Genomic DNA, 24,276 nt, shown 5'->3' on the forward strand with positions numbered 1-24,276 from the left:
CTTTAAAATAATGGATAGAAACACATTTACAGGATTATTCCTGATCCTGGTGATCCTGGTTGGCTCCACATTTTTGCTCAAGCCGTCACAAGAAGAAATCAGAAAAGAACAACAAAGAAAAACCCAGGATTCGCTCCGCAGACTGGGTGGCGTCAATCGTAAAGCACCAACTGCCGCTGCTTCTTTTACGCCACAAAAACCGGCAATTGATTCGGCTGCGTTAAAAGGTCCGCTGGGCAAAGCTGTTATTGCAGCACCAAAACTAATCTCCTTAGAAAACAAACAGCTGAAAGTTATTTTATCAACGCAAGGTGGACGTATTGTTTCTGTGGAACTTAAAAACGAAAGAACGTTTGATAAACAACCTTTAATCCTGCAAAACCCGGAACAAGCCAAGTTTGGGTTAACGCTGAACGTGGAAGGCAAACAGGTTCAAACCAATGATTTAAATTTTACCCCAAGTGCATCAACTTTAAACGTAAGCGGCTCCGATTCAAGCTCGCTGACCATGCATCTGGCTTACGGCAGCAATCAATCCATCGATTACGTTTATACGCTGAAAGGCGACGGTTACAAAGTTGGCTACAATTTGGTGCTAAACAATATGAACAATGTTGTCCAAACCAAAAACAATCAGGTCACCTTGGATTGGGAAGCCAGTTTGCGCAAGCAGGAGCGAGACATGAAAATGGAGCGCACGTATTCCACCGTTTATTTGGAGGATGTAGAAGGCGGGATCAAAGATTTAAGTTTGACAAAAGACGAGGAAAAAACTTATGCCGAGAAAAAAATCCAATGGGTTTCTTTCAAGCAACGCTTTTTCTCCAACGTATTGATTGCGAAAGATGGTTTTACCAGCGCAGATGTTTCGGTTGGAACGGATATCAATTCTAACGATGTTAAGCAAATGTCGGCCAAAATGCAATTGCCGTTTTCCGGTGCTGCTTCGGTCAATTATCCGATGGAATTTTACTTCGGGCCCAACAAATTTGATTTGTTAAAAGAACAAGGTTATCATTTAGACAGCCAGATCGATTTGGGCTGGGGGCCATTAAAATACATCAACCGTTTTGCGGTTTTGCCGGTATTTGATTTCCTTAAAAACTTTAACTGGAACTATGGGCTGATTATTTTGGTTTTAACAATCCTGCTAAAACTGGTTTTGTTCCCGCTTACGTACAAATCCTATCTTTCTATGGCTAAAATGCGGGTTTTAAAGCCGGAGATGGACGAAATTAAAGGTAAAGTAGGCGATGACAACCCAACTTTATTACAACAGGAATACCTGAAATTGTATAAAAAAGCCGGTGTAAATCCTTTGGGCGGTTGTTTGCCATTGGTGATCCAGATGCCGATTATCCTGGCGTTTTTTCGCTTTTTCCCGAATTTATTTGAACTGCGCGGACAAGCGTTTTTATGGATGCACGATCTTTCCACTTATGATTCGGTATTGAGTTTTCCGCTGATTCCGTTTTTAAACTGGGACCACATCAGTTTAATGTGTCTGCTGATGACGATTTCAACCTTAATCCAAACTTACTTTAACAATCAGACTTCGGGTGCAACCGGGCAGATGAAATATATCGGTTACATCACGCCGCTTATTTTCTTTGGTGTGCTGAACAGTTATCCTGCCGGTTTGAATTACTATTATTTTTGTGCGAATATTTTGACTTTCTCGCAGCAATACTTTATCCGGTTTATGGTGGACGACAAAAAAATCCATGCCCAAATCCAGGAAAACAAAAAGAAACCGGAAGACCCAAACAAAAAGAAATCAGGTTTTGCCGCAAAAATGGAAGAAATGATGCGTCAGCAACGGCAAACACCAGCCATCCAAGCCAAGAAAAAGTAAACCATTTTTTAGGTGATAAAAGAAGCATCGGGACTTGGTTCCGATGCTTCGCTGTTTGAAACCGCTCCTTGTGAATTAGGTTGAAAAAAGTTGACAAATAATTTTTATCTTCGATCAGAACTAAAAGTGTGGTTATGAAAAAAATGTCTGTTGGGGAATTTAAAACCAACTTTTCTCAAGTGATTGAAGAAGTAAAAGCAGGAGAAAAAATAGTTGTAACTTTTGGAAGAAAAAAAAAAGTTATCGGATATTTTCTACCTGAAAATTCAGCAGAAAAGCCTAAAAGAAAACTCAGTATTTTGGCAGGTAAATCGGAAGTAATATTTGAAAAAGATTTTGAAATGACTGAAGAAGAGTTTTTGAACTTATGAATTATTTATTAGATACTCATGTATTACTTTGGGCGATAAATGACGATACGAAGTTGTCTGAAAACGTGAAAGAAAGAATTAAGGATATTGAAAATAGTATTTTTGTAAGTGCAATAAGCTTCTGGGAGATTTCATTAAAGTTCTCATTAGGGAAATTAAAACTTAAAGGTTTTATGCCTGATGATCTTACTGAATTATCTACCAAAATTGGATTCAAATTGATTCCACTTTTGCATGATGTATGTGGTTCTTACCATCATTTAATTAGTACAATACATCGAGATCCATTTGATAGAATGTTGATATGGCAAGCGATAAAACAAAATTATATACTGATAACAAAAGATAATAAGGCAAATCTTTATATTGGTTCGGGGCTAAAAACACTTTGGTAATCATCATCTGTAACATTTTTATTCATCACCAAAATTTATCCAGTAAAAACAGCATATTTAAACTGTAACAAAAGTTTAGATCATGTGCAAAATTTTACTTTTCCCCTTTTTATGGTTTTTGTTTGAGTCGGCATCGGCACAAACAACCACTAAAAAACCATTAGACCAATCGGTTTATGATGGCTGGCAAAACATCACAAATGAACATATCAGTGATGATGGCAGATGGGTTTTGTATGTGATCAAGCCGCAGCAAGGCGATGCAACTTTGGTAATTTCTACCGCTAAAAACAGCAACAAATTTCTGGTTTCGCGGGCAGATACGGCACGTTTTACGGCCGATTCTAAATATGCTGCTTTTTTAATCCGTCCTTTTTATAAAGACCTGCGCATGGCCAGGATCAAGAAAAAGAAGCAAAATGAATTTCCTAAAGACACTTTGGGGTTGATGACTTTGGGTTCAGCCAAAATCACCAAAATCCCGGCGGTCAGATCATTTAAAATTGCAGAAAAGGCTTCTGTAATTGCCTATCTTGCCCCCAGCGATACGTTAAAAAAACCAATTGCTTCAGACACTGCAAAAAAAGCGGTTGCCCAAACTATTGCGCCGCCAACACGTGAAGGTGCAGATCTCACCCTGAAACAACTCAGCAATAACAAGCAGCGTACTTTTAAATATGTAACTGATTATCAGCTGGATAAAAAAGGAAAAATGCTGGTTTTTGCCGTTACCGCCCCACGGAGAAGTAAGGAAGTAAAATCGGGTTTGTATGTGTACGACATTGAAAAAGATGTGCTAAAAACAGTAAGCACCGGTCGTGGCAATTACCGTAACCCAACGTTTGATGAAACCGGGAAACAACTGGCTTTTACGGCAGAAAAGAATCCGGAAAAAGCGCAGGTGAAACCGTTCAAACTTTATTATTATAATGCTGCAAAAGATTCTGCGGAAGTGATTGCAGCAGCAAACTCCGCCGGGATGCCGGAAAAATGGGCGGTGAGCGGTGATGGCCGTGTTTATTTCAGCAAAAACGGAAGCCGTTTATTGTTTGGCACGGCACCAATCCCAAAACCGGCGGACACAACTTTGGTAGATTTTGAACACGCCAAACTCGACATCTGGAATTATAAAGACGATTACCTGCAGCCCCAGCAATTGAACACGTTACAGCGCGATTTACGCCGGAATTATCTCGCGGTGATCGTTCCCTCCGAAGAAAACCACAAAATGACGCAACTGGCCAACAAATATGTGCAGGATGTTGTGCTGCCAGAAAACAACGATGCGCGATATGCTTTGGGCATCACGGATACCGGATCGCGCGTGCAGGCACAATGGGAAGGCGGCGGCAGTCAGGAAGCGTATTTAATCGACCTTAAAACCGGCGGTTATAAAAAGATAAATTCCAGGTTAAAAGCACGTTATCAGCTATCACCGGGAGGAAATTATGTAATCTGGTTTGACCCGAAAACGCAGAACTGGTATAGTTATGCTGTTTTTACAGGTAAAAAAACGGAACTGAAAACCGGTACAAAAATGGGCCAGGAAGATAACGATGTGCCTGATCTGCCAAATGCTTATGGCGTTTCCGGCTGGACGGAAGGCGATAAAAACGTGTTGATTTACGATCGTTATGACATCTGGGACATCAACCCGGAAACCGGTGCGGCCACCAATTTTACAGATGGTTTTGGCCGGAAAAACAAACTGATTTTCCGATATCCGTTGCAAGCCGGAAACCGCCGCGCAAATGCTTCGGGCAGTGATGAAGAGAAATTTGTCCCAGCCAAGAAACCGCTGATGCTGCTGGTTCAAAACGAAGAAAACAAACAATGGGGATATTACAAGAAAGCGTTAGACAGTAAAAAACTACCTGAAAAAATAACGATGGAACCTTGCAGTTTTGGTGCTTTGCAGAAAGCCAAAAACAGTAATGAATACATCTACACCAAGCAAAATTATCAGCATTCGCCGGATTTGTATGTTTCTGCCAATCTGCAAAACGAAACAAAACTTAGTGCGATCAATCCGCAGCAAAACGGATACAACTGGGGAACGGCAGAACTGGTGGGCTGGACTACACCAAAAGGTTATCAATCCAAAGGGATTTTGTATAAACCGGAAAATTTTGACCCGCAAAAGAAGTATCCGATGCTGGTTTACTTTTATGAAAAACTATCGGAAGGATTATATAGTTATGTGCCGCCTGCGCCGACACCTTCCCGCTTGCCGATTTCGTTTTTTGTGAGCAATGGTTACCTTGTTTTTGCGCCGGATATTAGTTATCAACGCGGACAGCCCGGTGCTTCTGCGGTAGAATTTATCAATTCAGGCGTTGAAAGTTTGAAGAAAAATTCCTGGGTTGATGGCGCGCATATCGGTATCCAGGGCCAAAGCTGGGGCGGTTATCAAGTTGCTTTCCTCATCACCCAAACCAATATGTATGCAGCGGCTTGGGCGGGTGCGCCGGTGGCCAACATGACTTCTGCTTATGGTGGCATCCGTTGGGAAAGCGGTAATTCGCGCGAAAGTCAATACGAAAAAGGCCAGAGCCGCATCGGTGCCAATTTGTGGGACAGCACCGAGTTGTACATCCGTAATTCACCGTTGTTTCAATTGCCAAAGGTTAAAACGCCGGTAGTTATTATGTCCAACGATGCAGACGGTGCCGTGCCATGGTATCAGGGCATAGAAATGTTTACCGCTTTGCGCCGTTTAAACAAACCTGTTTGGCTGCTGCAGTACAACGGCGAAGCGCATAACCTGGTACAGCGGCAAAACCGTAAAGATATTTCCATCCGCGAGCAGCAATTTTTTGATCACTATTTAAAAGGTGCGCCAATGCCCGTTTGGATGGCGACGGGTGTTCCGGCGGTTGATAAGGGCAAAGATTGGGGACTGGAATTAGTAAAATAGAACACTGTTTTTAGGTACAAAAATCCGGCAAAGAAGCTTATTTGCCGGATTTTTTTGTTTAAAGTTTATATTTGAAAGATTTATATTTAATTGACAAATAAGAAAAACATCTTATGAAACAACAATTTGATTTGATCGTGGTAATCCCAATTGGCCCAAATTGTAAGTTACCCTTTATAGAAGATACTTTAAACAGTATCGTGCATTATTGCTCGTGTACTTATAAAATTGTGTTGATTGATGATTCAAATAAAAATTATGGTACCATTTTAAAACAGCGTTATACTGATGTAGATGTTATCATTAACAAACAACAATACGGGTTGTTAGGTGGTTTATACATTGCGTTGAGCCATGCTTTTGTTTATGTATTAGATAACTACGGGTTCAAGGCTTTGCTGCGTATGGATACTGATGCATTGATAACAGGCTACAATCCGCAAGCAGAAGCTATACAAATGTTTGAGAAAAACCCGAGGATTGGTTTAGCAGGTTTTATAAAACGCGGTAAAGAACCCAGGGATTTTGCCGGTAATCCAATAGAAAACTACTGGCCGATGCACCAGATCACTACTTATGCTTTAACCTGGAGGTTTTTATCAAAACCAAAAGCAAACCTTGCTTTACGAAAACTATTGCTTAAAGCCTTGTTGAACGGTTATGCAATGGGCGAAAATGTTTTTGGAGGGGCTTATATCGTGAGCGAATTGTATCTGCAAAAATTACGTGAGGCCAATATGCTGCCTGATTATGGTATCCAAAAAATATATTTAGAGGAAGATCATATATTTGGATTGCTGACTAAAGCCATCGATTTTGAATTTGGTGATTTGGAAACCGGTGATCTTCCTTTTGGGGTTGCTTGGCGAGGGCTGCCAACCTCACCGGAAGAACTATATAAACGCGGAAAAAAAATCATACACTCCACAAAACGCTACAATGATTTAAGTGAAACTGATATAAGGCAGTTTTTTAGTGATAAAAGAAGTATGGACTAAATGTTTCAACCTTAATCATTTCCAATTTTATACCGATAAAAACAGCATCAACTTTCCATCAAACTGCCACCGTTTTCATCAACTGATAATTGATGCTTTATACCGCATTTTAAAGCAAAATTATTTTTTTGGTGCCCTACGGGGAAATCAAAACAAACCGGATAATGGTAATCTTTTACTTTTTCCAGTACAATTTCTTCAATCGTTTTGCCAAATTCTTCGCCTGCATCATCCGGTTTTGGGTTGAAACTGCCGATGATCAAACCTTGCAGATGATCCAGTTTACCGCTTCGTTTCAGGTTGAAGAAAAGGCGGTCTAAGTTGTACAATTGTTCATGTGTATCTTCCAGGAACAGGATTTTGTTTTTGGTGATCAGATCGGATTTGCTTCCGGCCAAAGCGGCAATCAGACTCAAATTGCCGCCAACCAATTCGCCATTTGCTTTCCCTAAACGGTTAAATTTGGAAGCTGGCGAAATATAACTTAGCTGCTCCCCGATCAATGCTTTTTTTATCGATAAAATTGTTTCTACTTGTACCGGTTCTGCCGAACTCCAATCCAAAGGAAAACTGTTGCACATTTTTGAGTGCAAAGTTGCTGTACGAAAGTTTCGGTTGATATGATTGTGCAAAACCGTAATATCACTAAAACCAATGATCCATTTCGGATAACGTTTGAAGGTTTGAAAATCCAAATCATCAATAATCCTTACCGCGCCATAACCGCCTCTGGCACACATAATTGCTTTTATATTAGGATCGTCCAGCATGGATTGGAAATCCGCCAAGCGTTCTTCATCCGTGCCGCCGAACGTGAAGCTTCTTTTACCAACTGTTTTTCCAACTTCAATTTTAAAGCCCCAGTTTTGCATAAGTTGAATGGCTGGCTGGCATTCTTCCAACGTAATAAAACCGGCCGGGCAGGTGATTCCGATTGTGTGCCCAACCTGCAAATACGGCGGAATTTTGATGTGCCGGCGAAAATCTGTTTCACCCGCGTATAATTTTGCAGTAGAAAGTGTAAAAGCAGCTGGTAAAAGTGCAGACAAAAAGTGTTTACGTTTCATGTTGATGAACGAAAATTACAAAAAATCCGGTTCTGAAACGAAAAACAGACAATTGCCGTTTAGTTACCTGCTGAGGACTTTATACTAATCCATGAAATTTTTGAAACCACGCATACTGTTTTTACCCATGTTTTTTTTGCTGCTAAACGAAGCATCGGCACAAAAAAAAGTGGATTATACCAAATTAGTCGATCCTTTTATCGGCACCGGCGGCCACGGGCACACTTTTCCGGGCGCAACTTTACCGTTCGGGATGGTGCAATTAAGTCCGGACACAAGATTAAATGGCTGGGACGGCTGCTCTGGCTATTACAGTACAGATACGCTGGTTTACGGTTTTTCGCACACGCATTTGAGCGGTACCGGCATCCCGGATTATTGCGATATCTTGCTGATGCCCACCACCGGAAAACCAAGTTTGAACAACAAAGATTACCGGTCCGGCTTCCAAAAAAAGAACGAAGACGCGTCGCCCGGATATTATACCACGCATCTTGATAAATACAACATCACCGCCGAGCTGACTGCAACCACGCGCGCAGGTATGCACCGCTACACTTTTCCATCGGTAAAAGAAGCAAACATTATCATTGATCTGCAGCACCGCGATCCGGTTATTGATGCGTGGATGGAAGTTGTTAACGATCATGAAGTCCGGGGTTATCGCTGCTCCTCTTCCTGGGCCAAAAATCAGTCGGTTTATTTTTATGCCAAGTTTTCAAAGCCATTTAAAACCTATGGCCTGGCCAATGATGATCAAATCAGGGCAAACGAAAAAAAATTACAGGGCAAAAACACCAAGCTTTTTGTACAGTTTGATAATCCGGGCGAAGTAATTGTTAAAGTCGGTATTTCATCCGTAAATGCTGATGGTGCGCTGAAAAACCTGGATGCCGAAATGCCGGATTTTGATTTTAAAAAAGTAATGAAAACCGCCAAAGAAACCTGGCAGGCGGCATTGTCCAAAATTCAGGTTGAAGGTGGTTCGCCGGTTTTGCCTCCGCAGCAGCAATCCAACATGGGTTTTGGTTTCGGTGGTTTTGGCGGAAACCGGCCTCCGCAGCGAACAAAAACCATTGATTACGGCCGGCGCAAACAAACGATTTTTTACACGGCTTTGTACCATTCCATGCTTGCCCCAAATATTTACAGCGATGTGGACGGGCAGTATCGCGGCCTGGACCAGCAGATCCACAAAGCAGAAGGTTTTGATTATTACACCGTTTTTTCACTTTGGGACACGTACCGTGCAGAACATCCATTGCTTCTTTTAATCGATAAAAAACGGACGCTGGATTTTATTAAAAGCTTTATGGCGATGCAGGAACAGGGAGGCGTGCTACCGGTTTGGCCGCTGGCAAGTACCGAAACTTACTGCATGATCGGCAACCATTCCATCCCGGTTATTGTAGATGCATATGCCAAAGGTTTGCGCGGTTTTGATGCGGAGAAAGCTTTTAAAATGATGAAAGATGCTGTAAACCGAAATCAATTCGGTCTGGAATCTTACCGTAAAAATGGTTTGGTTTTGGCCGAAGATGAAAAGGAATCAGTTTCTAAAACACTGGAATATGCTTATGACGACTGGTGCATTGCCCAAATGGCTAAAATGTTAAAGCACGATGACGATTATGCTGATTTTATCCGGCGTGCCCAAAACTGGAAAAACGTGTACAACAAACAAACCGGTTTTGTGCAAGTCAAGATGAACGGTGCCTGGCTTTCCAACTTTAAACCAAGCGACGTGGACGATAATTTTACAGAAGGAAATGCCTGGCAGTTTTCGTTTTTTATGCCGCAGGACGTAAACGGTTTGATTAAAATATTGGGCGGAAAAGAAAACCTGGAAAATAAACTGGATGCTTTATTTGCCGCCAGTTCTGCGATGACGGGCAAAAGTTTGCCGGACATTACCGGAACCATTGGCCAGTATGTGCATGGCAACGAGCCAAGCCACCATATTGCTTATTTATATAATTTTACTGATGATCCTTATAAAACGCAGTATTACCTCAACAGAATTATGAACGAAATGTACAAAGCAACGCCGGACGGTTTGGCGGGAAATGAAGATTGCGGGCAAATGAGTGCCTGGTATGTGATGAACGCGCTCGGTTTGTACAATATTGCGCCCGGGCAGAATGATTTCCAAATCGGGATGCCGGTTTTTGACCGTGCAACGATCAACCTGGAAAATGGGAAAAAATTTGTGATCACTTCTTCCGGGAACTCCACCAACAGCTATTATCTGCAAGGGATGCAAATCAACCAAAAACCTTATAACAAGCTGTATTTGCCCTATGAAACTATAGCAAACGGCGGCAACTGGAATGTTTTTATCGGGAAACTGCCCAACAAATTGTATATGCAAGACCTGGAAAAACCGGTTTCGGCCATTACCGATCATCCGATTGTGATTAATCCGTACTTTGTTTATCCCACAAAAAACTTCAGCAAAAGTATGACCGTTTCGGCAACATCAGCACAAGACAGCGTTCAGATTTATTATACTTTGGATGGAAGCACGCCAAATCTGCAATCAAAATTATATACGCAACCGATCACGATCAGCAGCAGTACAACTATCAAAATTTTAACTGCTAAAAACAGCATCCTGAGCAAAGTGGTTTCGGCAGGTTTTGTTAAAACAAACGAAGCGGCAAAATCCGTGTCAGCCGTAAAAAATGAAGCAGCAAATTAACTTGTATCAATTTGGAAACAGCCGTTTGCAGCTTACGGTAATTTGGCTTAAATGTTTACGTTTGTACACCTCGAAAACGTTCGTTTAAATATGTTTACACGCTTAAAAAACCCGGTCCTGCGATACTTCGTTTACCTGGTATATTTTGTTATCATCCTGTTTTGTGCCGTCGAACTCAACTTTTTGTGGCTGTTCGGTTATTCACCTGATACACAGGATATTAAAAACCCAACGCTTTCTATTGCTTCCGATGTTTACACGGCAGACGGCAAGCTGATCGGCCGATATTACAAGGAAAACCGGCAACCGGTGGAGTTTGAAAAAATCTCCCCAAACCTCATCCATGCGTTGGTTTCTACAGAGGATACGCGCTTTTACCAGCATCACGGCGTAGATTTTTATGGTTTGATCAGCGGCATCGTTTCTACCGCGACCGGCGACAGGCGCGGTGCCAGTACCATCACACAGCAACTGGCCAAAAACCTGTTTCAAACCCGGAAAAAGAAATACCAGGGACCGATTTCACATATTCCGGTGTTGCGCACGGTGGCCTATAAGTTTAAAGAATGGCTTACGGCTTTTAAAATTGAACGGGCATATTCTAAAAACCAAATCCTGACTTTGTACTTCAACACTGTTCCTTTCGGCAACAATTCTTTCGGCATAAAAACAGCATCATTAAAATATTTCGACAAAAATCCCGACCGTGTAAATCCGGCCGAAGCGGCAACGTTGATCGGGATGCTGAAAGCAACTTCAACTTATAACCCGATCAAAAATCCTGAAAAATCCAAAGAAAGGCGGAATGTTGTGCTTTCGCAAATGGAAAAATACCATTACCTCAGCAAAAATAAATTTACTACTTACAGCGCAGAACCGATAAAATTGGATTTAAGTTATGTAGAAAATGAATCGCAGGGCGGTTCTTACATCCGGTCTGCCGTAGATAAATGGCTGGAAAAATGGTGCAAAGACAATGATTATGATCTGTATGAAGATGGTTTAAAAATTTACACCACGATTGATTCGCGCCTGCAGCAATACGCCGAAGAATCTGTTGCCGAAAAGATGAAATTGCTGCAAAAACGTTTTCAAAATGTTTGGGGGAAAGAAAACCCGTGGAGGACTTTGGACGGCAACGAAATCGTGGATTTTCCGCAGAAAGCCGTTCAGCGTTTACCGATTTACAAGATGCTGGAAAAGAAGTATAAAAACAATCCTGATTCAATAGAAGCTTATTTCAACCGCAAAAAAAGAATGCGGGTTTTCAGTTGGAAAAATGAAAATCAGGACACTACTTTTTCTACCTACGATTCCATTAAATATTATGCGCGATTACTGAACACCGGCATGATGACCATGCAGCCCGCAACCGGGGAAATCAAGGTTTGGGTTGGCGGTATCAACCACCAGTATTTTAAATATGACCACGTGAACCAGGCTAAAAGGCAGGCCGGTTCCACATTTAAACCGTTTGCTTACCTGGCCGCCATTGATAACGGTTATACGCCTTGCGATAAATTTACGGACAAGCCGGTTTCCATTAAATACACGCTTAAAAGTACCGGGGAACAAGAGGTTTGGGAACCAAAAAACGCGGATTTTCATTTCTCTTATAATGAAATGAGTTTGCGCTGGGCGATGGGCAAATCCGTTAATTCCATCACGGCACAAATAACTGAAAAAGTTGGCTGGGACAAGGTAGTTGAATATGCGCACAAATGCGGGATCGAAAGCGATTTGGAATCTGTGCCCTCGGTTTCTTTAGGGTCTAATGATGTTTCCGTTTATGAAATGGTGCGCGCTTACAGTACGTTTTTAAATAAAGGTGAGCGTATCGACCCTATCCTGGTTTCAAAAATCACAGACGATAAAGGCAACGTTTTGGCCGAATTTAAACCTACAAACACACCGGTTTTGAGTGAAGAAACAGCCTGGCTGATGTTGTATATGTTTCGCGGGGGAATGGAAGAACCGGGCGGCACATCGCAGGCTTTGTGGGAATACAATGATCTGTGGAAGAACGGCAATAACCAGATCGGGGGTAAAACCGGCACCACTTCCGGCTATGCGGACGGCTGGTATATGGGCATCACCAAAGATTTGGTGACCGGCGTTTGGGTTGGTGCCGATGAGCGCAGCGTTCACTTCAAAACCTCACAAACCGGTGAAGGCTCGCACACGGCTTTGCCAATTTTCGGTTTGTTTATGGAAAAGGTTTATGATGACCCGAAATCCGGTTTCGGCCCCGGCCCTTTCCCAAAACCCTGGAGCAAAATCACCAAACAATACAATTGCCCAACGCCGCGGCCGCGCGCAGATACCACAAAAACCGATAGCACAATTGTTGCACCGATAGATTCTTCGGCAGTACCTGTACCGGAAACTGAACCATGATAATTTTTTGGGTTGAACTACCGTTAAAAGGGTAATTCAAACTGAATATCCCGAAACCAAAAAAAGTATCATAAAAGAAGCATCACCCCAAACCGGATTTATGAAAAAAACGGATATCTTCAACTTTCTACCAAAAAAAATATTTTTACTGTTTGCTTTGGTGATGCTGTTTTTAGCACATAAAAATGCGCAGGCACAATACTTCGGGCAAAATAAAGTCCGTTATAAAAACCTGAAATTCAAGGTTTATCAAACGCCGCATTTCCAGATCTATTATTACCTCAAAAATGACAGCGTGATCAAGCGTTTTGCCCAGGAAACCGAACTTTGGTACACCATCCATCAGCAGGTTTTCCAGGATACTTTCAGAAAGTTCAACCCGATTATTTTATACAACGACCATCCTGATTTTGAGCAAACTACCGCCATCCAGGGCGAAATTGGCGTGGGCACCGGCGGCGTGACTGAAGGCTTAAAAAACCGCGTAGTAATGCCGCTGATGGAAACCAACCAGACCACACGCCATGTCATCGGCCATGAGCTGGTGCACGCTTTTCAGTACCATCTTTTGCTTGACCGGAATGGCAACGGCAATATCGGCAACCTGGGCAATTTGCCGCTGTGGATGATTGAAGGGATGGCCGAATATCTTTCCCTCGGTAAAAAAGATGCTTACACGGCAATGTGGATGCGCGATGCGTACCTCAACAAAGATATCCCAAGTTTAAAAGACCTGACAACCAGCAACAAATATTTTCCGTACCGTTACGGCGAGGCTTTCTGGAGTTATGTGGGTTCTACTTATGGCGATTCGGTAATTGTGCCGCTGTTCCAAAATACGGCACGTTTTGGTTTGGAATACGGCATCCGGAGAACGTTCGGCTATGATGAAAAAACGCTTTCCAGTTTGTGGAAAAACTCCATTGAAGCTACCTATAAACCCTATTTAAAAGACACCGTGCAAACGCCTGTTGGTTTTCGCGTGATCGATGATAAAAACAGCGGTAAAATGAATGTTGCCCCGGCCATCAGTCCGGATGGAAAATACATTGCTTTTTTATCCGAGAAAAATTTGTTCAGCATTGACCTTTTTCTGGCAGATGCCAAAACCGGTAAAATTTTGCGCAAGCTGACCAGCAAGGTCTCCAACACACATATTGATGAATTTAATTTTATCGAATCTGCCGGTGCTTGGTCGCCCGACGGGAAACGTTTTGCGTTCAGCGTTTTTAACGAAGGAAGGAATAAACTCGTTATTGTAGATGTTGGTTCCGGCCGGGTTTTAGAAGAAACTTCGATGGGCAAAGCAAAGCAGTTCAGTAATTTAAGCTGGTCGCCGAACGGAAACGACATTGTTTTCAATGCACTGGCAGAAGGGCAAAGCGATCTGTATTTGTACAATATCCCTACAAAAAAAGTAACGCAGCTAACCAATGATAAATACACCGATTACCAGCCCAGTTTTTCGCACGATGGAAAAAAAATCGTTTTCAGCAGTGATCGTACAACTTATGATCATTTTTTAACGCAAACCATTCCGTTTAACCTGGCGGTTTATGATCTTTCTACCAAAACCACCACGGATATTAAAGTTTTTAACGGGGCAAATAATCTTAATCCGGCTTTTTCTTCGGATGATCAATTTGTGTATTTTTTGAGCAACCGCGACGGCTTCCGGAATATGTACCGTTACAAGCTAATTACCGGCACAACCGAACAGATGACGGATTTGTTTACCGGGATTTCCGGCATTACCGAGTTTTCACCGGCGTTGAGTTTATCGGCCAATAATGATGTGATTTATTCTTACTACCGATCTCAAAAATATGCCATTTATAACGCAAAAGTTTCTGATTTTAAACCGAAACCAGTTGAAAACCAAGCCATAAATTTTGATGCGGCCTTACTTCCGCCGCCAAAATCAGTTGGTGTGGATTTGATCAATACAAACCTGAACAACTTCCTGGCTTATCAAAAAATCCCGGTTGATTCCATCAACAATATTCCTTTTAAACCGCAATTTAAGCTGGATTACTTGGGCAGCAGCGGCATTGGTGCTGGCGTGAGCCGTTATGGTGCCGGTTTGGCAAGTGGTATTCAGGGCTTGTTCAGTGATATCATCGGAAGAAATCAGATATATGCCGGTGCCGCCATAAACGGACAGATTTACGATTTTGGGGCGCAAGTGGCTTACATTAATCAGCAGGGCCGCTGGAATTTTGGCGTGGGTGCTTCTCATGTTCCGTATCAATACGCTACTTATCGGGAGGGCATTACCAATATCACCCAAAACAACAAACCGGTCAGTGTTTACGAAACGCGATATGATTTAACCCGCACTTTTCAGGATGCCTTGCAGGTTTTCACCTCCTATCCTTTCTCTAAAGTTACCCGGATTGAGTTTGGGGCAAGTGCTTCCCAATATTATTACCGGGTTGACCGGTACAGCACGTACTACAATTATGTTACTTCAAACAACTACATCACGCCAACAAATGGTTTATATTCAGATCATACCAAAATTTCACGCGAGCAATACCGAAACGAAACCGGTTATGATTTGATGCCTTTTAACTTGTACCAGCTTAGCACGGCTTTAATTGGCGATAATTCTTATTTCGGCATTGCTTCCCCATTGGCCGGTTATCGTTACCGGATTGGGATTGAAGGAAATGTTGGCGATTATAAATTCTTTGCCCCAACTATTGACCTGCGGAAATATGTGCGCACCAAACCCTTCACTTTTGCCGGTCGAATTTATGGTTACGGTCGGTTTGGCAACAGCAGCCAGGCATTATTCCCACTATTTATCGGTTATCCGTATCTGATCCGGGGTTATGAAGCAACCAGTTTTTACAACCACAATTCGCGCAACACGGGCAATTTTACCATTAATCAGTTGCAGGGAAGCCGAACGGCCGTAGCCAATTTTGAGGTACGTTTGCCGTTTACCGGACCGGAAAAACTATCGCAGATCAAATCCAAGTTTTTGTTTACCGAACTGAACTTCTTTTTTGATGCCGGTTTGGCCTGGAACGCCGGTGATAAAATCGCTTTTAAAAAAGAGCCTGACGCCAATCAGTATTTAGTTGATGCCAGCGGAAACCCGGTTTACGATCGTTTTGGCCAGTTGGTTTATCCTGCGGGATACAACCGCGTTCCGGCGTTTTCTACAGGTATTTCACTGCGGATAAATCTTTTCGGCGCATTTGTGCTGGAGCCTTATGTGGCCATCCCGTTCCAGCGGACGGATGTGCAGAAACCTGTTGTTGGCTTAACCTTTGCACCGGGCTGGTAATGCTGTTTTTATCGGCATAAAAAAAGCGGTTCATAGTTGAACTGCTTTTTTGTTTTTAGTGAAGGTTTAAAACCGCTGTATTTCTGATGGTGCCGGTGTTCCGGGATATTCCGGGCTGATTTTGGGCAGTGGGTTTTCCTCCGGAACGTGATCCGGTTCAGGCATTTCCGGGGAACGCATCGGTATCGGATTTTCTGTCGGGATTTCGGGTTGAGGGCTTTCCTGCGGTGTTTGCTCCGGTGTAATTTCCGGGTCGGGTATTTCCGTATTGTAAACTGAGGTTGTGTTCATGATGCTTCTTTTATCGGTATAAAACTGGTGCGGCCGCAAAATGTTTTTCTGCGGGGATTTAGCCATCTTTGCCAACCAAATTTATTTTTTTGAACATCAAGCAGCAACTTTACCGGCTTTGTGCCGAACATATCCAGCATAAAATTACCGAAGCAGAAAACGCGATTGCCGATGCACGCAAAGCATCCGGAAACGAAACCAAAAGCAGTGCCGGTGATAAATACGAAACCGGCCGCGCCATGCTGCAGCAGGAAATCGACTTAAATTCGCGCCAGCTTTCAGAAGCCCGGAAACAGCAAGCACAACTGCAGCAGATCAGTCCGGATTCGGAACATACTCTTGCGCAAGCCGGAAGTTTAGTGGAAACCGATCAGCAGCATTTTTACCTCGCCGTTGGTGCCGGTGCATTTTTTATCGGGCAAAAACAGTATTACGCCATTTCGCTGGCTTCGCCGATCGGCTTGCAGATCAAAGGCAAAACTACCGGCGAAAGTTTTAAGCTGAATGGTAAGGCGTTCAAGGTTTTAAAGGTTTGTTAACTGATTTTATGCCGATAAAAGAAGCATCCACTTTCTATCCTAAATCAAGTGCCAGTTAGGCCATACTTCTTTTATCAATGTAAAATTGACTTACAATAGAACTAACCATGCTTGTATTTCTTGCTGTTTGATACTTTTGTACCGATTGGTTTTATTCTGATCTACTCATTTCTGATTGCATCACCATGAAAAAAATTTCAAAATCCTACGCCATGCTGCACGCCAAATGCCCGCGCTGCCGCAAAGGCAACATGTTTGCCAACAGCATGTACGGCCTGCATACCCAAAAAATGCACGAACGCTGCCCTTATTGCGGCTTTGTTTTTGAGCAGGAACCCGGTTATTTTTACGTGGCCATGTACGCCAGCTACGCTTTAAACGTGGCCGAAATTGTGGCAACCGTTATCGCAACTTATGTTTTTACGCAAAATACCACTTCGCCCTGGCTGTATATTTTTGTGATTTTTGGGATGACGCTGATCCTGGCCCCGTTCAATTTCCGGTATTCCAGGGTGATGCTTTTGTACTGGCTCACCCCGAAACAGGTAAAATACCAGCCGGAAATAAAACCTTTGCCAAGCTATAAAGCCTGATCCTGACTGAAATTTACCCGATAAAAACAGCATCCTGACGGTATTTTGATCTTTACCGAAGAACAAAGGCCGCTTCAAAACTGTTGGTTTTGATATATTTAAACAACATATCATGAGCACAACTTTTGAAAAAACTTACACCATCGGCAGCGATTTGACCATAAACCGTTTGGGTTACGGTGCCATGCGCATCACCGGTGAAGGTATTTGGGGCCCGCCAAAAGATAAAGCCGAAGCTATCCGCGTATTGCAAAAAGCCGTAGAACTGGGCGTAAATTTTATTGACACGGCCGATAGTTACGGGCCAAACGTATCCGAAGAACTGATTGCCGAAGCGTTGCAGCCTTACAAATCCGGTTTGGTCATTGCCACAAAAGGCGGTTTGCTGCGCACCGGGCCAAACGAATGGCCAGTCAATTCTTCTCCTGAGCATTTAAAAGAAGCTTTGGAAGGCAGCTTAAAACGCCTCAAACTGGAACAGATTGATTTGTACCAGCTACACCGGATAGACCCAAATGTACCTTTTGAAAAAACGCTGGGATTTTTGCAGAAAGCACAACAGGATGGCAAAATCAAGCATATCGGTTTATCCGAGGTTTCTGTGGAAAATATTAAAAAAGCGCAGGAATTTGTAGAGATTGTTTCTATACAAAACATGTACAGCGTGGACAACCGCAAATGGGAAGCCGAGCTACAATATTGTGCCGAAAACAATATTGCCTTTATTCCCTGGTTTCCTTTAAATGGTGGAAATGAGGACGGTATGAAAAAAATCAAGGCATTGGCAGATCAAAAAAACGCAACCGTACAGCAAATTGCTTTGAGCTGGCTGCTGCACCATTCGCCAAATATTTTGCTGATCCCCGGAACTTCCAGCGTGGCACATTTGGAAGAAAACATGAAAACTGCTTCGATAGAGTTATCCGCAGAAGATTTAAAAGAACTGGACAATTTAGCTGCTTAAAAACAGCATCAACTTAAAAATAAAAAAGGCTGGTATTGCTATCAGTCTTTTTTTGTGTTATAAAAATTTTGTTTTTGGCGAAGATCAATTCTTTACATAAATCAGTTTTGCCGTATTGCTGCTGTTAGAATGAGTGTCTGCCATTTCTATAGATGCAAAATAAGCAGTAAAAGCGATGATATCTGTTGTGTTTATCAATCGGTTTTGTACTTTAACAGCCTCAGCAGCAGAATTATAGCTTTGCTTGTACACAAACGTGCGGACAATGCGTTTTTTAACAAACAATTTATTATTGATCAGCGTGTCTTTACTACTGCGGATAATTACGTTGTTCAGGTTGTCATCCACCCAATCAGCAGCGTTCACACCAAACTTTGTCATCGAATTATAGTGATAATCAGCCAGTTGCGTTCCGGTAAAATCTTCTTTTAAATGGATGGCCCAATTGCTGTTCAGTTTGCCCGAATCTGCAATCAGTGTAACGTCTTCATTATATATTAAATTTAAAACATTGGCATCTACGGCAACTTTTACCACCTGCGTGCTGGTTTTAATGTTTAAAGCGGTATAGTTTTCGGTGCTGACGGTTGAGGAAGAAGGATTGCCTTCGATGCCTGATTTTTGGCAGCTTGCTAAAGTTGCAGCAGCAAAAGCAAAAAGTAGTAATTTTTTCATGCCCGTGTTTTTTGTGTGATCTGCGGAGGAATATCCAAAGCAAATGCCGCAAAAAATTTTACCCGCAAAGCATAAAAATCAGATGCTTCTTTTATCAGGTAAAATTTGTGCAAAATTAATTACTGCGGATTGTGTTATTGTTTCAGCTAATAAAATACTTAAATAAGGTTATTTTTTAAACAGGCAAACAACGGTTTTCTGCTGGCGAAAAAATATTTTGTTCAAATTTTTAGTGGATTGGAAGGAAAATCTTGTGGGATAACTCATCCAGAGCAACCTAAAATCAAATCGGGCAGTTTTGGGGAATTTTGGGTAATTGCTTTAAAACTTAAACTTAACCGGCCACAATCGCAAATTTCCACAAAAAAAGCCTGCATCGGTTTGATACAGGCTTTCTGAAATTTAGGTGATAAAAACAGCATCAGCCTTGATTGATAATCAGCATAAAATCGCGTTGTCGGTTTTCAAAGCTTCTGCAAACAACTGATAAGAATGCAGCCTGGCCTGATGATCAAAAATATGCGAAGTTGCCATCACTTCGTCCACTTGGGTTTTGGCCAGAAAACTTTCCATTTCCTGTTTTATTTTTTCCGGTCCGCCGATAAACGAATAACCCAGCATCTGCATCACGGCTTCTTTTTCGTAGATGTTCCAAACTTTGTCCATATCGGCTACCGGCGGCGATAATTGTTTCCGTTTTCCGGTCACAATCCCTAAAATCAACTGCTTTAATGAGGTGGCCAAATGTTCTGCTTCGGCATCTGTATCCGCAGCAACCACGTTAATGCACGACAGCACATAAGGGTTTTGCAAATGATGGGAAGGCTGGAAATTTTTGCGGTAAATATCAATCGCTTTTAAAAACATGGCCGGTGCAAAATGACTGGCAAAAGCGTAAGGCAAGCCCATTTTGGCGGCCAGGAACGCACTATCGGTGCTGGAACCTAAAATCCAGATCGGAATGTCCAGGCCTTCGCCGGGGTTGGCGCGCACTTGTCCGTTTATGTTTTCGTCCGAAAACAGCAGTTGCAGCGTTTCCACATCCTGCGGAAAATGGTAAGATGCCTGCATGTTTTCTCCGCGGATGGCCATTGCCGTAACCTGATCTGAACCGGGCGCACGGCCCAACCCGAGATCAATACGGCCGGGATAAAGTGAAGCCAGCGTACCGAATTGTTCGGCCACAATCAGCGGCGCATGGTTGGGCAGCATGATGCCGCCGGAACCAACCCGGATTGTTTTGGTGCCGCCTGCCACATAACCGATCAAAACCGGTGGTGCAGAACTGGCCACGCTGGCCATGTTATGATGTTCGGCAAACCAGTAGCGTGTATAACCGGCAGTTTCTGCGTGTTGTGCCAGATCAAGACTGTTGCGAAAAGTATCTGCGGCTGTGCTTCCCTGTGCAACAGAAGCGAGGTCGAGCACAGAATATTTTACAGCTGAAAGTTGTTTCATGTCCATGTTTTGTTTTGATAAAAAACAGTGCTAAAAGAAGCATTGCCTTGCTGATCAAACTTAACAAATCTGCTACGGGATAGCTTTTGAAATACAGATAAATGACTTTGGTTTCACACTGCACGTTAAGCCAACAAACTTTAAACAAGCATCATAACAGCCACAGGTATTTTTCGGCCAGAAGAAATAATTGCTATGGTTCCAGGTTCAGTCCGTTTAAAACAGATGCTTCTTTTACCACTATAAATTCTGCCTGATTTTAGGTGATAAAAGAAGCATCGATCTATTTTTGCCGAACCACGCCTTTGGCATCATCGGTTACAAAACCGGTCCCTTTTCCCAAAAATATGCGGGCGGCTGTTTTATTTATCGGGGAAGCGCCTCCAGTAAAATGATCAATCCGCAGGTTTTCAAAATTTTCAGCTTCAATACCATGTGTGTAAAACGGCATTCTCGGGTTTTTCCAGCTTAGTTTGAAGTTGTTTATGCTGATATTTTTTGCATTTTCGATCAGCAAACCCGGGATATCACGCTTAAAAATTTGATTTTTTTCGCCCAAAACCCCGCGCAAATCCACATTTCCCCCGGCAACATCGTTCAGTTTGCTGTCGGTTAGTTCAAAATTTACATCGTTAAAAACAACATCTTCAATCACACTTTCGGGAGTTCCGTAAATCAGCATACCGTTTTCGCCGGTGCAATTGATGTGGTTAAATTTCACATTTTTGATTTTGCCCAGTTTTACGTTTTCTTTTCCGCGGATGGCCGAAATATGGATCGGTTCGCCGTTTCCCCACCAATCGCCGGTGCGAAATTTGGTTTCAATGTTGATGTTGGAGAAAGTAAGGTTTTCCAGCGAACCTTCGTCCCGCAAAAAAATACCGATGCCGCGCGTAGAATTGGTAATGTTGACGTTGCTTACCTGCACGTTCCTGACCGTATTTTGATCCAGAAAGCCGATGCGGATGCCGCTGGAATACGATTGCAGGTTACAGTTGGAAACGATGATATTTTCGGACAAATGTCTTTTCCCGCTAAAACCCGGGATTTCAAAATGATGGTTGTAACCCACAATCGCCAGCGCATCATCGCCGGTACGGATATCGCAACCGGTAATGATCACGTTGCTGCAACTGGTTACGTCAATCCCATCGGCGTTAGGCACCAGCAAACCGCTCCACAGCCGGATGCCCGAAACCAGCACATCATCGCAATCGGCAAAATGCATCGTCCAAAACGGCGAATTGAGCAGCGAAACATTGCGCACCTGCACATTTTTACAGTCGGAAAAAATAACCATCTGGTGCGGCCGGTCTTTGTTGGGCACCACCGGCCCGTCCCCTATCCCGCTGTCAACTTTGCGGTAATTGTTTTTTTGCCGGGAGAAATGCGTGGAAACCGTATCAATTTTTTTTGCGCGGGTAAAATCATGGAAAGCCGGGTTGTTGCCATCGATTGTGCCTGCGCCGGTGATGGAAACATTTTCGGCCTGATTGGTGTAAAGTATTCCGAAATAAGTGATACCATAAATTGGCTGCGTAAAATGGTCATAATCAGCCAAATCCGGGCTTCCTTTTAAAACAGAACCGCTTTCCAAAAACAAATTGATGTTACTTTTTAGGTGAAAAGTGCCTGTTAAAAACGTGCCCTGCGGAACATAAACCATGCCGCCGCCAGCCGCGCTGCAGGCATCAATTGCTTTTTGGATGGCTTTAGTGTTGATGGTTTTTGCATCTGCAACTGCACCAAAACTAACGATGTTAAAAGTTTTGTTTTGTGCGAAAACAGGCAAATTTATACCGCATAAAAACAGTATCAGTAAATATTTTTTCATAGAAAACATGGAAATTTTTGAGTTGAAAATTCTTTCAAACTTAACCATTTCCGGCTCAAAAAACCTAAACCAAAAGCGGCGTTGCTTTTACAGAACGCAATGTTTTAAGCTGATGCACGAATTTGAATTTTAGTTGTGGCCTGCAAATCTTATTTAATGTAAAAAATCACGCCAACAAAAAATAGCTGTAAGTTTGACTGATTTTATCAGCATAAAAAACCAAATTTACCCTTATAAAAACAGCATGACACTTTTTATCATTATCGCCATTGTCCTTGTATTTCTGTTGATGTCGTTGCGGATTGCGCAGGAATATCAGCGTGCCATTGTTTTTCGGCTTGGCAGGTTTGAATCCATCCGCGGGCCGGGTTTGTTTTGGCTGATCCCTTTTATCGAGCGGGAACAACGGGTGGACATCCGTACCAAAACCGTTGATCTGGAGCAACAGGAAACCATCACCAAAGATAGCGTAACGATTAAAGTAAACGCTGTTTTGTGGTTTAAAATTACCAATCCGGAAGATGCGATTATTAAGGTTGCGGATTACAACAAAGCGGTTTACCAGTTTTCCGTTACGGCATTGCGCAACATTATCGGCCAGCATACTTTGGATGAAGTGCTGCGCGAACGGGAACAGATTAACGGCACGCTGCAAAAAATGGTGGACTCGACCACAGCACCCTGGGGCATAAAAATTGAAATGGTGGAGATGAAAGACGTGGAAATACCGGAAGCGATGCAGCGTGCCATGGCGCGGGAAGCAGAAGCTATCCGCGAAAAACGCGCCCGGATTGTTAAAGCTGAAGCGGAACTGGAAGCATCGATCAAACTAACGCAAGGCGCTAAAGAAATGGAAGGCAGCCCTATTGCGCTGGAGTTGCGGCGGATGCAGATGTTGTCGGAAATTGGGATCGATAATAATACCACAACCGTTATTTTGATGCCTTCGGAGTTTAGCAACGCTGCGAAAAGCTTTACCGAACTCGTAAATAAAAGGAAAGCAGAAGATGATGCCGATCCTACAAAACCAGAGTTTTAAAAGCGTTTGTGCACGGTGCTTCAGCGGGTTAAGAAACTGTTTTTGATGCTTCTTTTATCACCATAATTTTTGACTATTATTTCAGGATTTCTGCAAAAAACAATAAAGAAGTTTTGATATGTTTCTCCCAGTAAGCCCATTCATGTGCGCCGGGATACTCTTTGTAAACATGTTTTATTTTTGCTTCGGTCAGTTTAAAATCCAGATCGCGGTTTGCAGCAATCAACAAATCTTCATTACCGCAATCAAAATAAATGGGCGGCAAATGTTCGCGATGCTGAACAATTGTTTCAAAAACATCTTCATCTGATGGGTCGGGCTGTTTGTATTCTTTCAAATCCTCTTCTACAAAAAGCTTCATCTGCTGCAAATTAGTAATGGAAGAATGGCCCGAAACCGCTTTAAATTTTTGGTGATATTTTACGCCAATCCTTAAAGCGCCAAAACCGCCCATGGACAATCCTGAGATAAAAAATGCCGAACCTTCGGTAACACCATCAATATATTGCTGCAATAATTCGGGCACATCTTCTGCAACCCACTTTTCAAAATCTTGATTGTGGTGCGCCAGGTAGCCCGAACCATCGCCCCAAAGCCCGTCAGACGGCATGGCGATAATCATTTCGGGCAATTCCTTGTTTTGTATCATTCTTAAAACCTGAATATGCACGCCGGTTTTGTAAGCCCAGCTCCAGGCACTTCCGTAAACGCCGTGAAGCAATATCACTACCGGACAAGGTTTGGCCGGATCAAGGTTTGGCGGCACAAAAACGCAAATATCACCGCGGCCCTGAAGATGATTACTTTTTACCGTGATAAACCGCAGATAATTGGTTTCAAACCTTGGATCGGAAATTTCAACGGTTCTGAATTTCTTCATCATT

General features: G+C 42.7%; 18 protein-coding genes. 12 read left to right on the top strand and 6 right to left on the bottom strand.

Annotated elements, in window-relative coordinates; all coding sequences use genetic code 11:
• Positions 1 to 10: 10 nt before the first annotated feature.
• From yidC to ACOFKR_RS10965, 5 genes are all read left to right on the top strand, one after another.
• Positions 11 to 1,855 (top strand): membrane protein insertase YidC, encoded by a 1,845-nt coding sequence (gene yidC, locus ACOFKR_RS10945; protein ID WP_419800837.1) that lies wholly within the window; start codon positions 11 to 13, stop codon positions 1,853 to 1,855.
• A 134-nt stretch (positions 1,856 to 1,989) separates the two neighbouring features.
• Complete coding sequence (locus tag ACOFKR_RS10950) at positions 1,990 to 2,226, top strand: type II toxin-antitoxin system Phd/YefM family antitoxin (RefSeq protein ID WP_419800838.1); 237 nt, start codon at positions 1,990 to 1,992, stop codon at positions 2,224 to 2,226.
• Positions 2,223 to 2,621 carry a type II toxin-antitoxin system VapC family toxin gene (locus tag ACOFKR_RS10955; protein WP_419800839.1) on the top strand — a complete coding sequence of 133 codons (399 nt, stop codon included), beginning with the start codon at positions 2,223 to 2,225 and terminating at the stop codon, positions 2,619 to 2,621. The genes ACOFKR_RS10950 and ACOFKR_RS10955 overlap by 4 nt, the downstream gene beginning before the upstream one ends.
• An 82-nt stretch (positions 2,622 to 2,703) precedes the next feature.
• Positions 2,704 to 5,538, top strand: a complete 2,835-nt coding sequence (locus tag ACOFKR_RS10960) for a prolyl oligopeptidase family serine peptidase (protein WP_419800840.1) — start codon at positions 2,704 to 2,706, stop codon at positions 5,536 to 5,538.
• Positions 5,539 to 5,651: 113 nt separating this feature from the next.
• Positions 5,652 to 6,536 (top strand): hypothetical protein, encoded by an 885-nt coding sequence (locus ACOFKR_RS10965; RefSeq protein ID WP_419800841.1) that lies wholly within the window; start codon positions 5,652 to 5,654, stop codon positions 6,534 to 6,536.
• A 47-nt stretch (positions 6,537 to 6,583) separates the two neighbouring features.
• On the opposite strand, the gene ACOFKR_RS10970 is transcribed toward ACOFKR_RS10965, so the two are convergent.
• Positions 6,584 to 7,603, bottom strand: coding sequence for a S66 peptidase family protein (locus tag ACOFKR_RS10970; RefSeq protein WP_419800842.1), 1,020 nt, complete (start codon positions 7,601 to 7,603; stop codon positions 6,584 to 6,586).
• A 91-nt stretch (positions 7,604 to 7,694) separates the two neighbouring features.
• Between ACOFKR_RS10970 and ACOFKR_RS10975 the strand changes: the two genes are divergently transcribed.
• The 3 genes from ACOFKR_RS10975 (at position 7,695) to ACOFKR_RS10985 (ending at position 15,999) form a co-directional block, all read left to right on the top strand.
• Positions 7,695 to 10,304, top strand: coding sequence for a GH92 family glycosyl hydrolase (locus ACOFKR_RS10975; protein WP_419800843.1), 2,610 nt, complete (start codon positions 7,695 to 7,697; stop codon positions 10,302 to 10,304).
• 90 nt (positions 10,305 to 10,394) lie between these two features.
• Entirely contained in the window at positions 10,395 to 12,701 is a 2,307-nt protein-coding gene (locus ACOFKR_RS10980; RefSeq protein ID WP_419803637.1) for a penicillin-binding protein 1A, read from the top strand.
• 100 nt (positions 12,702 to 12,801) lie between these two features.
• Positions 12,802 to 15,999 carry a tolB protein precursor gene (locus tag ACOFKR_RS10985; RefSeq protein WP_419800844.1) on the top strand — a complete coding sequence of 1,066 codons (3,198 nt, stop codon included), beginning with the start codon at positions 12,802 to 12,804 and terminating at the stop codon, positions 15,997 to 15,999.
• 66 nt (positions 16,000 to 16,065) lie between these two features.
• Here ACOFKR_RS10985 and ACOFKR_RS10990 read toward each other — a convergent pair whose 3' ends face one another.
• Positions 16,066 to 16,356 carry a hypothetical protein gene (locus tag ACOFKR_RS10990; RefSeq protein ID WP_419800845.1) on the bottom strand — a complete coding sequence of 97 codons (291 nt, stop codon included), beginning with the start codon at positions 16,354 to 16,356 and terminating at the stop codon, positions 16,066 to 16,068.
• Positions 16,357 to 16,379: 23 nt separating this feature from the next.
• Between ACOFKR_RS10990 and ACOFKR_RS10995 the strand changes: the two genes are divergently transcribed.
• The 3 genes from ACOFKR_RS10995 to ACOFKR_RS11005 all read left to right on the top strand — a co-directional run bounded on the left by ACOFKR_RS10995 (position 16,380) and on the right by ACOFKR_RS11005 (position 18,386).
• Complete coding sequence (locus ACOFKR_RS10995; RefSeq protein WP_419800846.1) at positions 16,380 to 16,829, top strand: 3-oxoacyl-ACP synthase; 450 nt, start codon at positions 16,380 to 16,382, stop codon at positions 16,827 to 16,829.
• A gap of 185 nt (positions 16,830 to 17,014) precedes the next feature.
• The gene (locus ACOFKR_RS11000; protein WP_419800847.1) at positions 17,015 to 17,422 is read left to right on the top strand and encodes a DUF983 domain-containing protein; all 408 of its coding nucleotides are present in this window, start codon (positions 17,015 to 17,017) and stop codon (positions 17,420 to 17,422) included.
• 112 nt (positions 17,423 to 17,534) lie between these two features.
• Positions 17,535 to 18,386, top strand: a complete 852-nt coding sequence (locus tag ACOFKR_RS11005) for an aldo/keto reductase (protein ID WP_419800848.1) — start codon at positions 17,535 to 17,537, stop codon at positions 18,384 to 18,386.
• Between the two features lie 84 nt (positions 18,387 to 18,470).
• Here the strand turns inward: ACOFKR_RS11005 and ACOFKR_RS11010 are convergent, their stop codons facing one another.
• From ACOFKR_RS11010 to ACOFKR_RS11020, 3 genes are all read right to left on the bottom strand, one after another.
• Positions 18,471 to 19,061: a lipoprotein gene (locus tag ACOFKR_RS11010; RefSeq protein ID WP_419800849.1), complete on the bottom strand. Its 591-nt coding sequence runs from the start codon at positions 19,059 to 19,061 to the stop codon at positions 18,471 to 18,473.
• Positions 19,062 to 19,499: 438 nt separating this feature from the next.
• On the bottom strand, positions 19,500 to 20,519 hold the full coding sequence (locus ACOFKR_RS11015) for an LLM class flavin-dependent oxidoreductase (RefSeq protein ID WP_419800850.1): 1,020 nt from the start codon (positions 20,517 to 20,519) through the stop codon (positions 19,500 to 19,502).
• Positions 20,520 to 20,802: 283 nt separating this feature from the next.
• Positions 20,803 to 22,353 carry a glycoside hydrolase family 28 protein gene (locus ACOFKR_RS11020; RefSeq protein WP_419800851.1) on the bottom strand — a complete coding sequence of 517 codons (1,551 nt, stop codon included), beginning with the start codon at positions 22,351 to 22,353 and terminating at the stop codon, positions 20,803 to 20,805.
• A gap of 244 nt (positions 22,354 to 22,597) precedes the next feature.
• Here ACOFKR_RS11020 and ACOFKR_RS11025 point away from each other — a divergent pair, with 244 nt between their 5' ends.
• Complete coding sequence (locus ACOFKR_RS11025) at positions 22,598 to 23,392, top strand: SPFH domain-containing protein (RefSeq protein ID WP_419800852.1); 795 nt, start codon at positions 22,598 to 22,600, stop codon at positions 23,390 to 23,392.
• Positions 23,393 to 23,468: 76 nt separating this feature from the next.
• On the opposite strand, the gene ACOFKR_RS11030 is transcribed toward ACOFKR_RS11025, so the two are convergent.
• Positions 23,469 to 24,275 carry an alpha/beta hydrolase gene (locus ACOFKR_RS11030; protein WP_419800853.1) on the bottom strand — a complete coding sequence of 269 codons (807 nt, stop codon included), beginning with the start codon at positions 24,273 to 24,275 and terminating at the stop codon, positions 23,469 to 23,471.
• Position 24,276: the final 1 nt, after the last annotated feature.

It is taken from the genome of Mucilaginibacter sp. (genome assembly GCF_965201005.1).
Taxonomy (GTDB): domain Bacteria; phylum Bacteroidota; class Bacteroidia; order Sphingobacteriales; family Sphingobacteriaceae; genus Mucilaginibacter_A.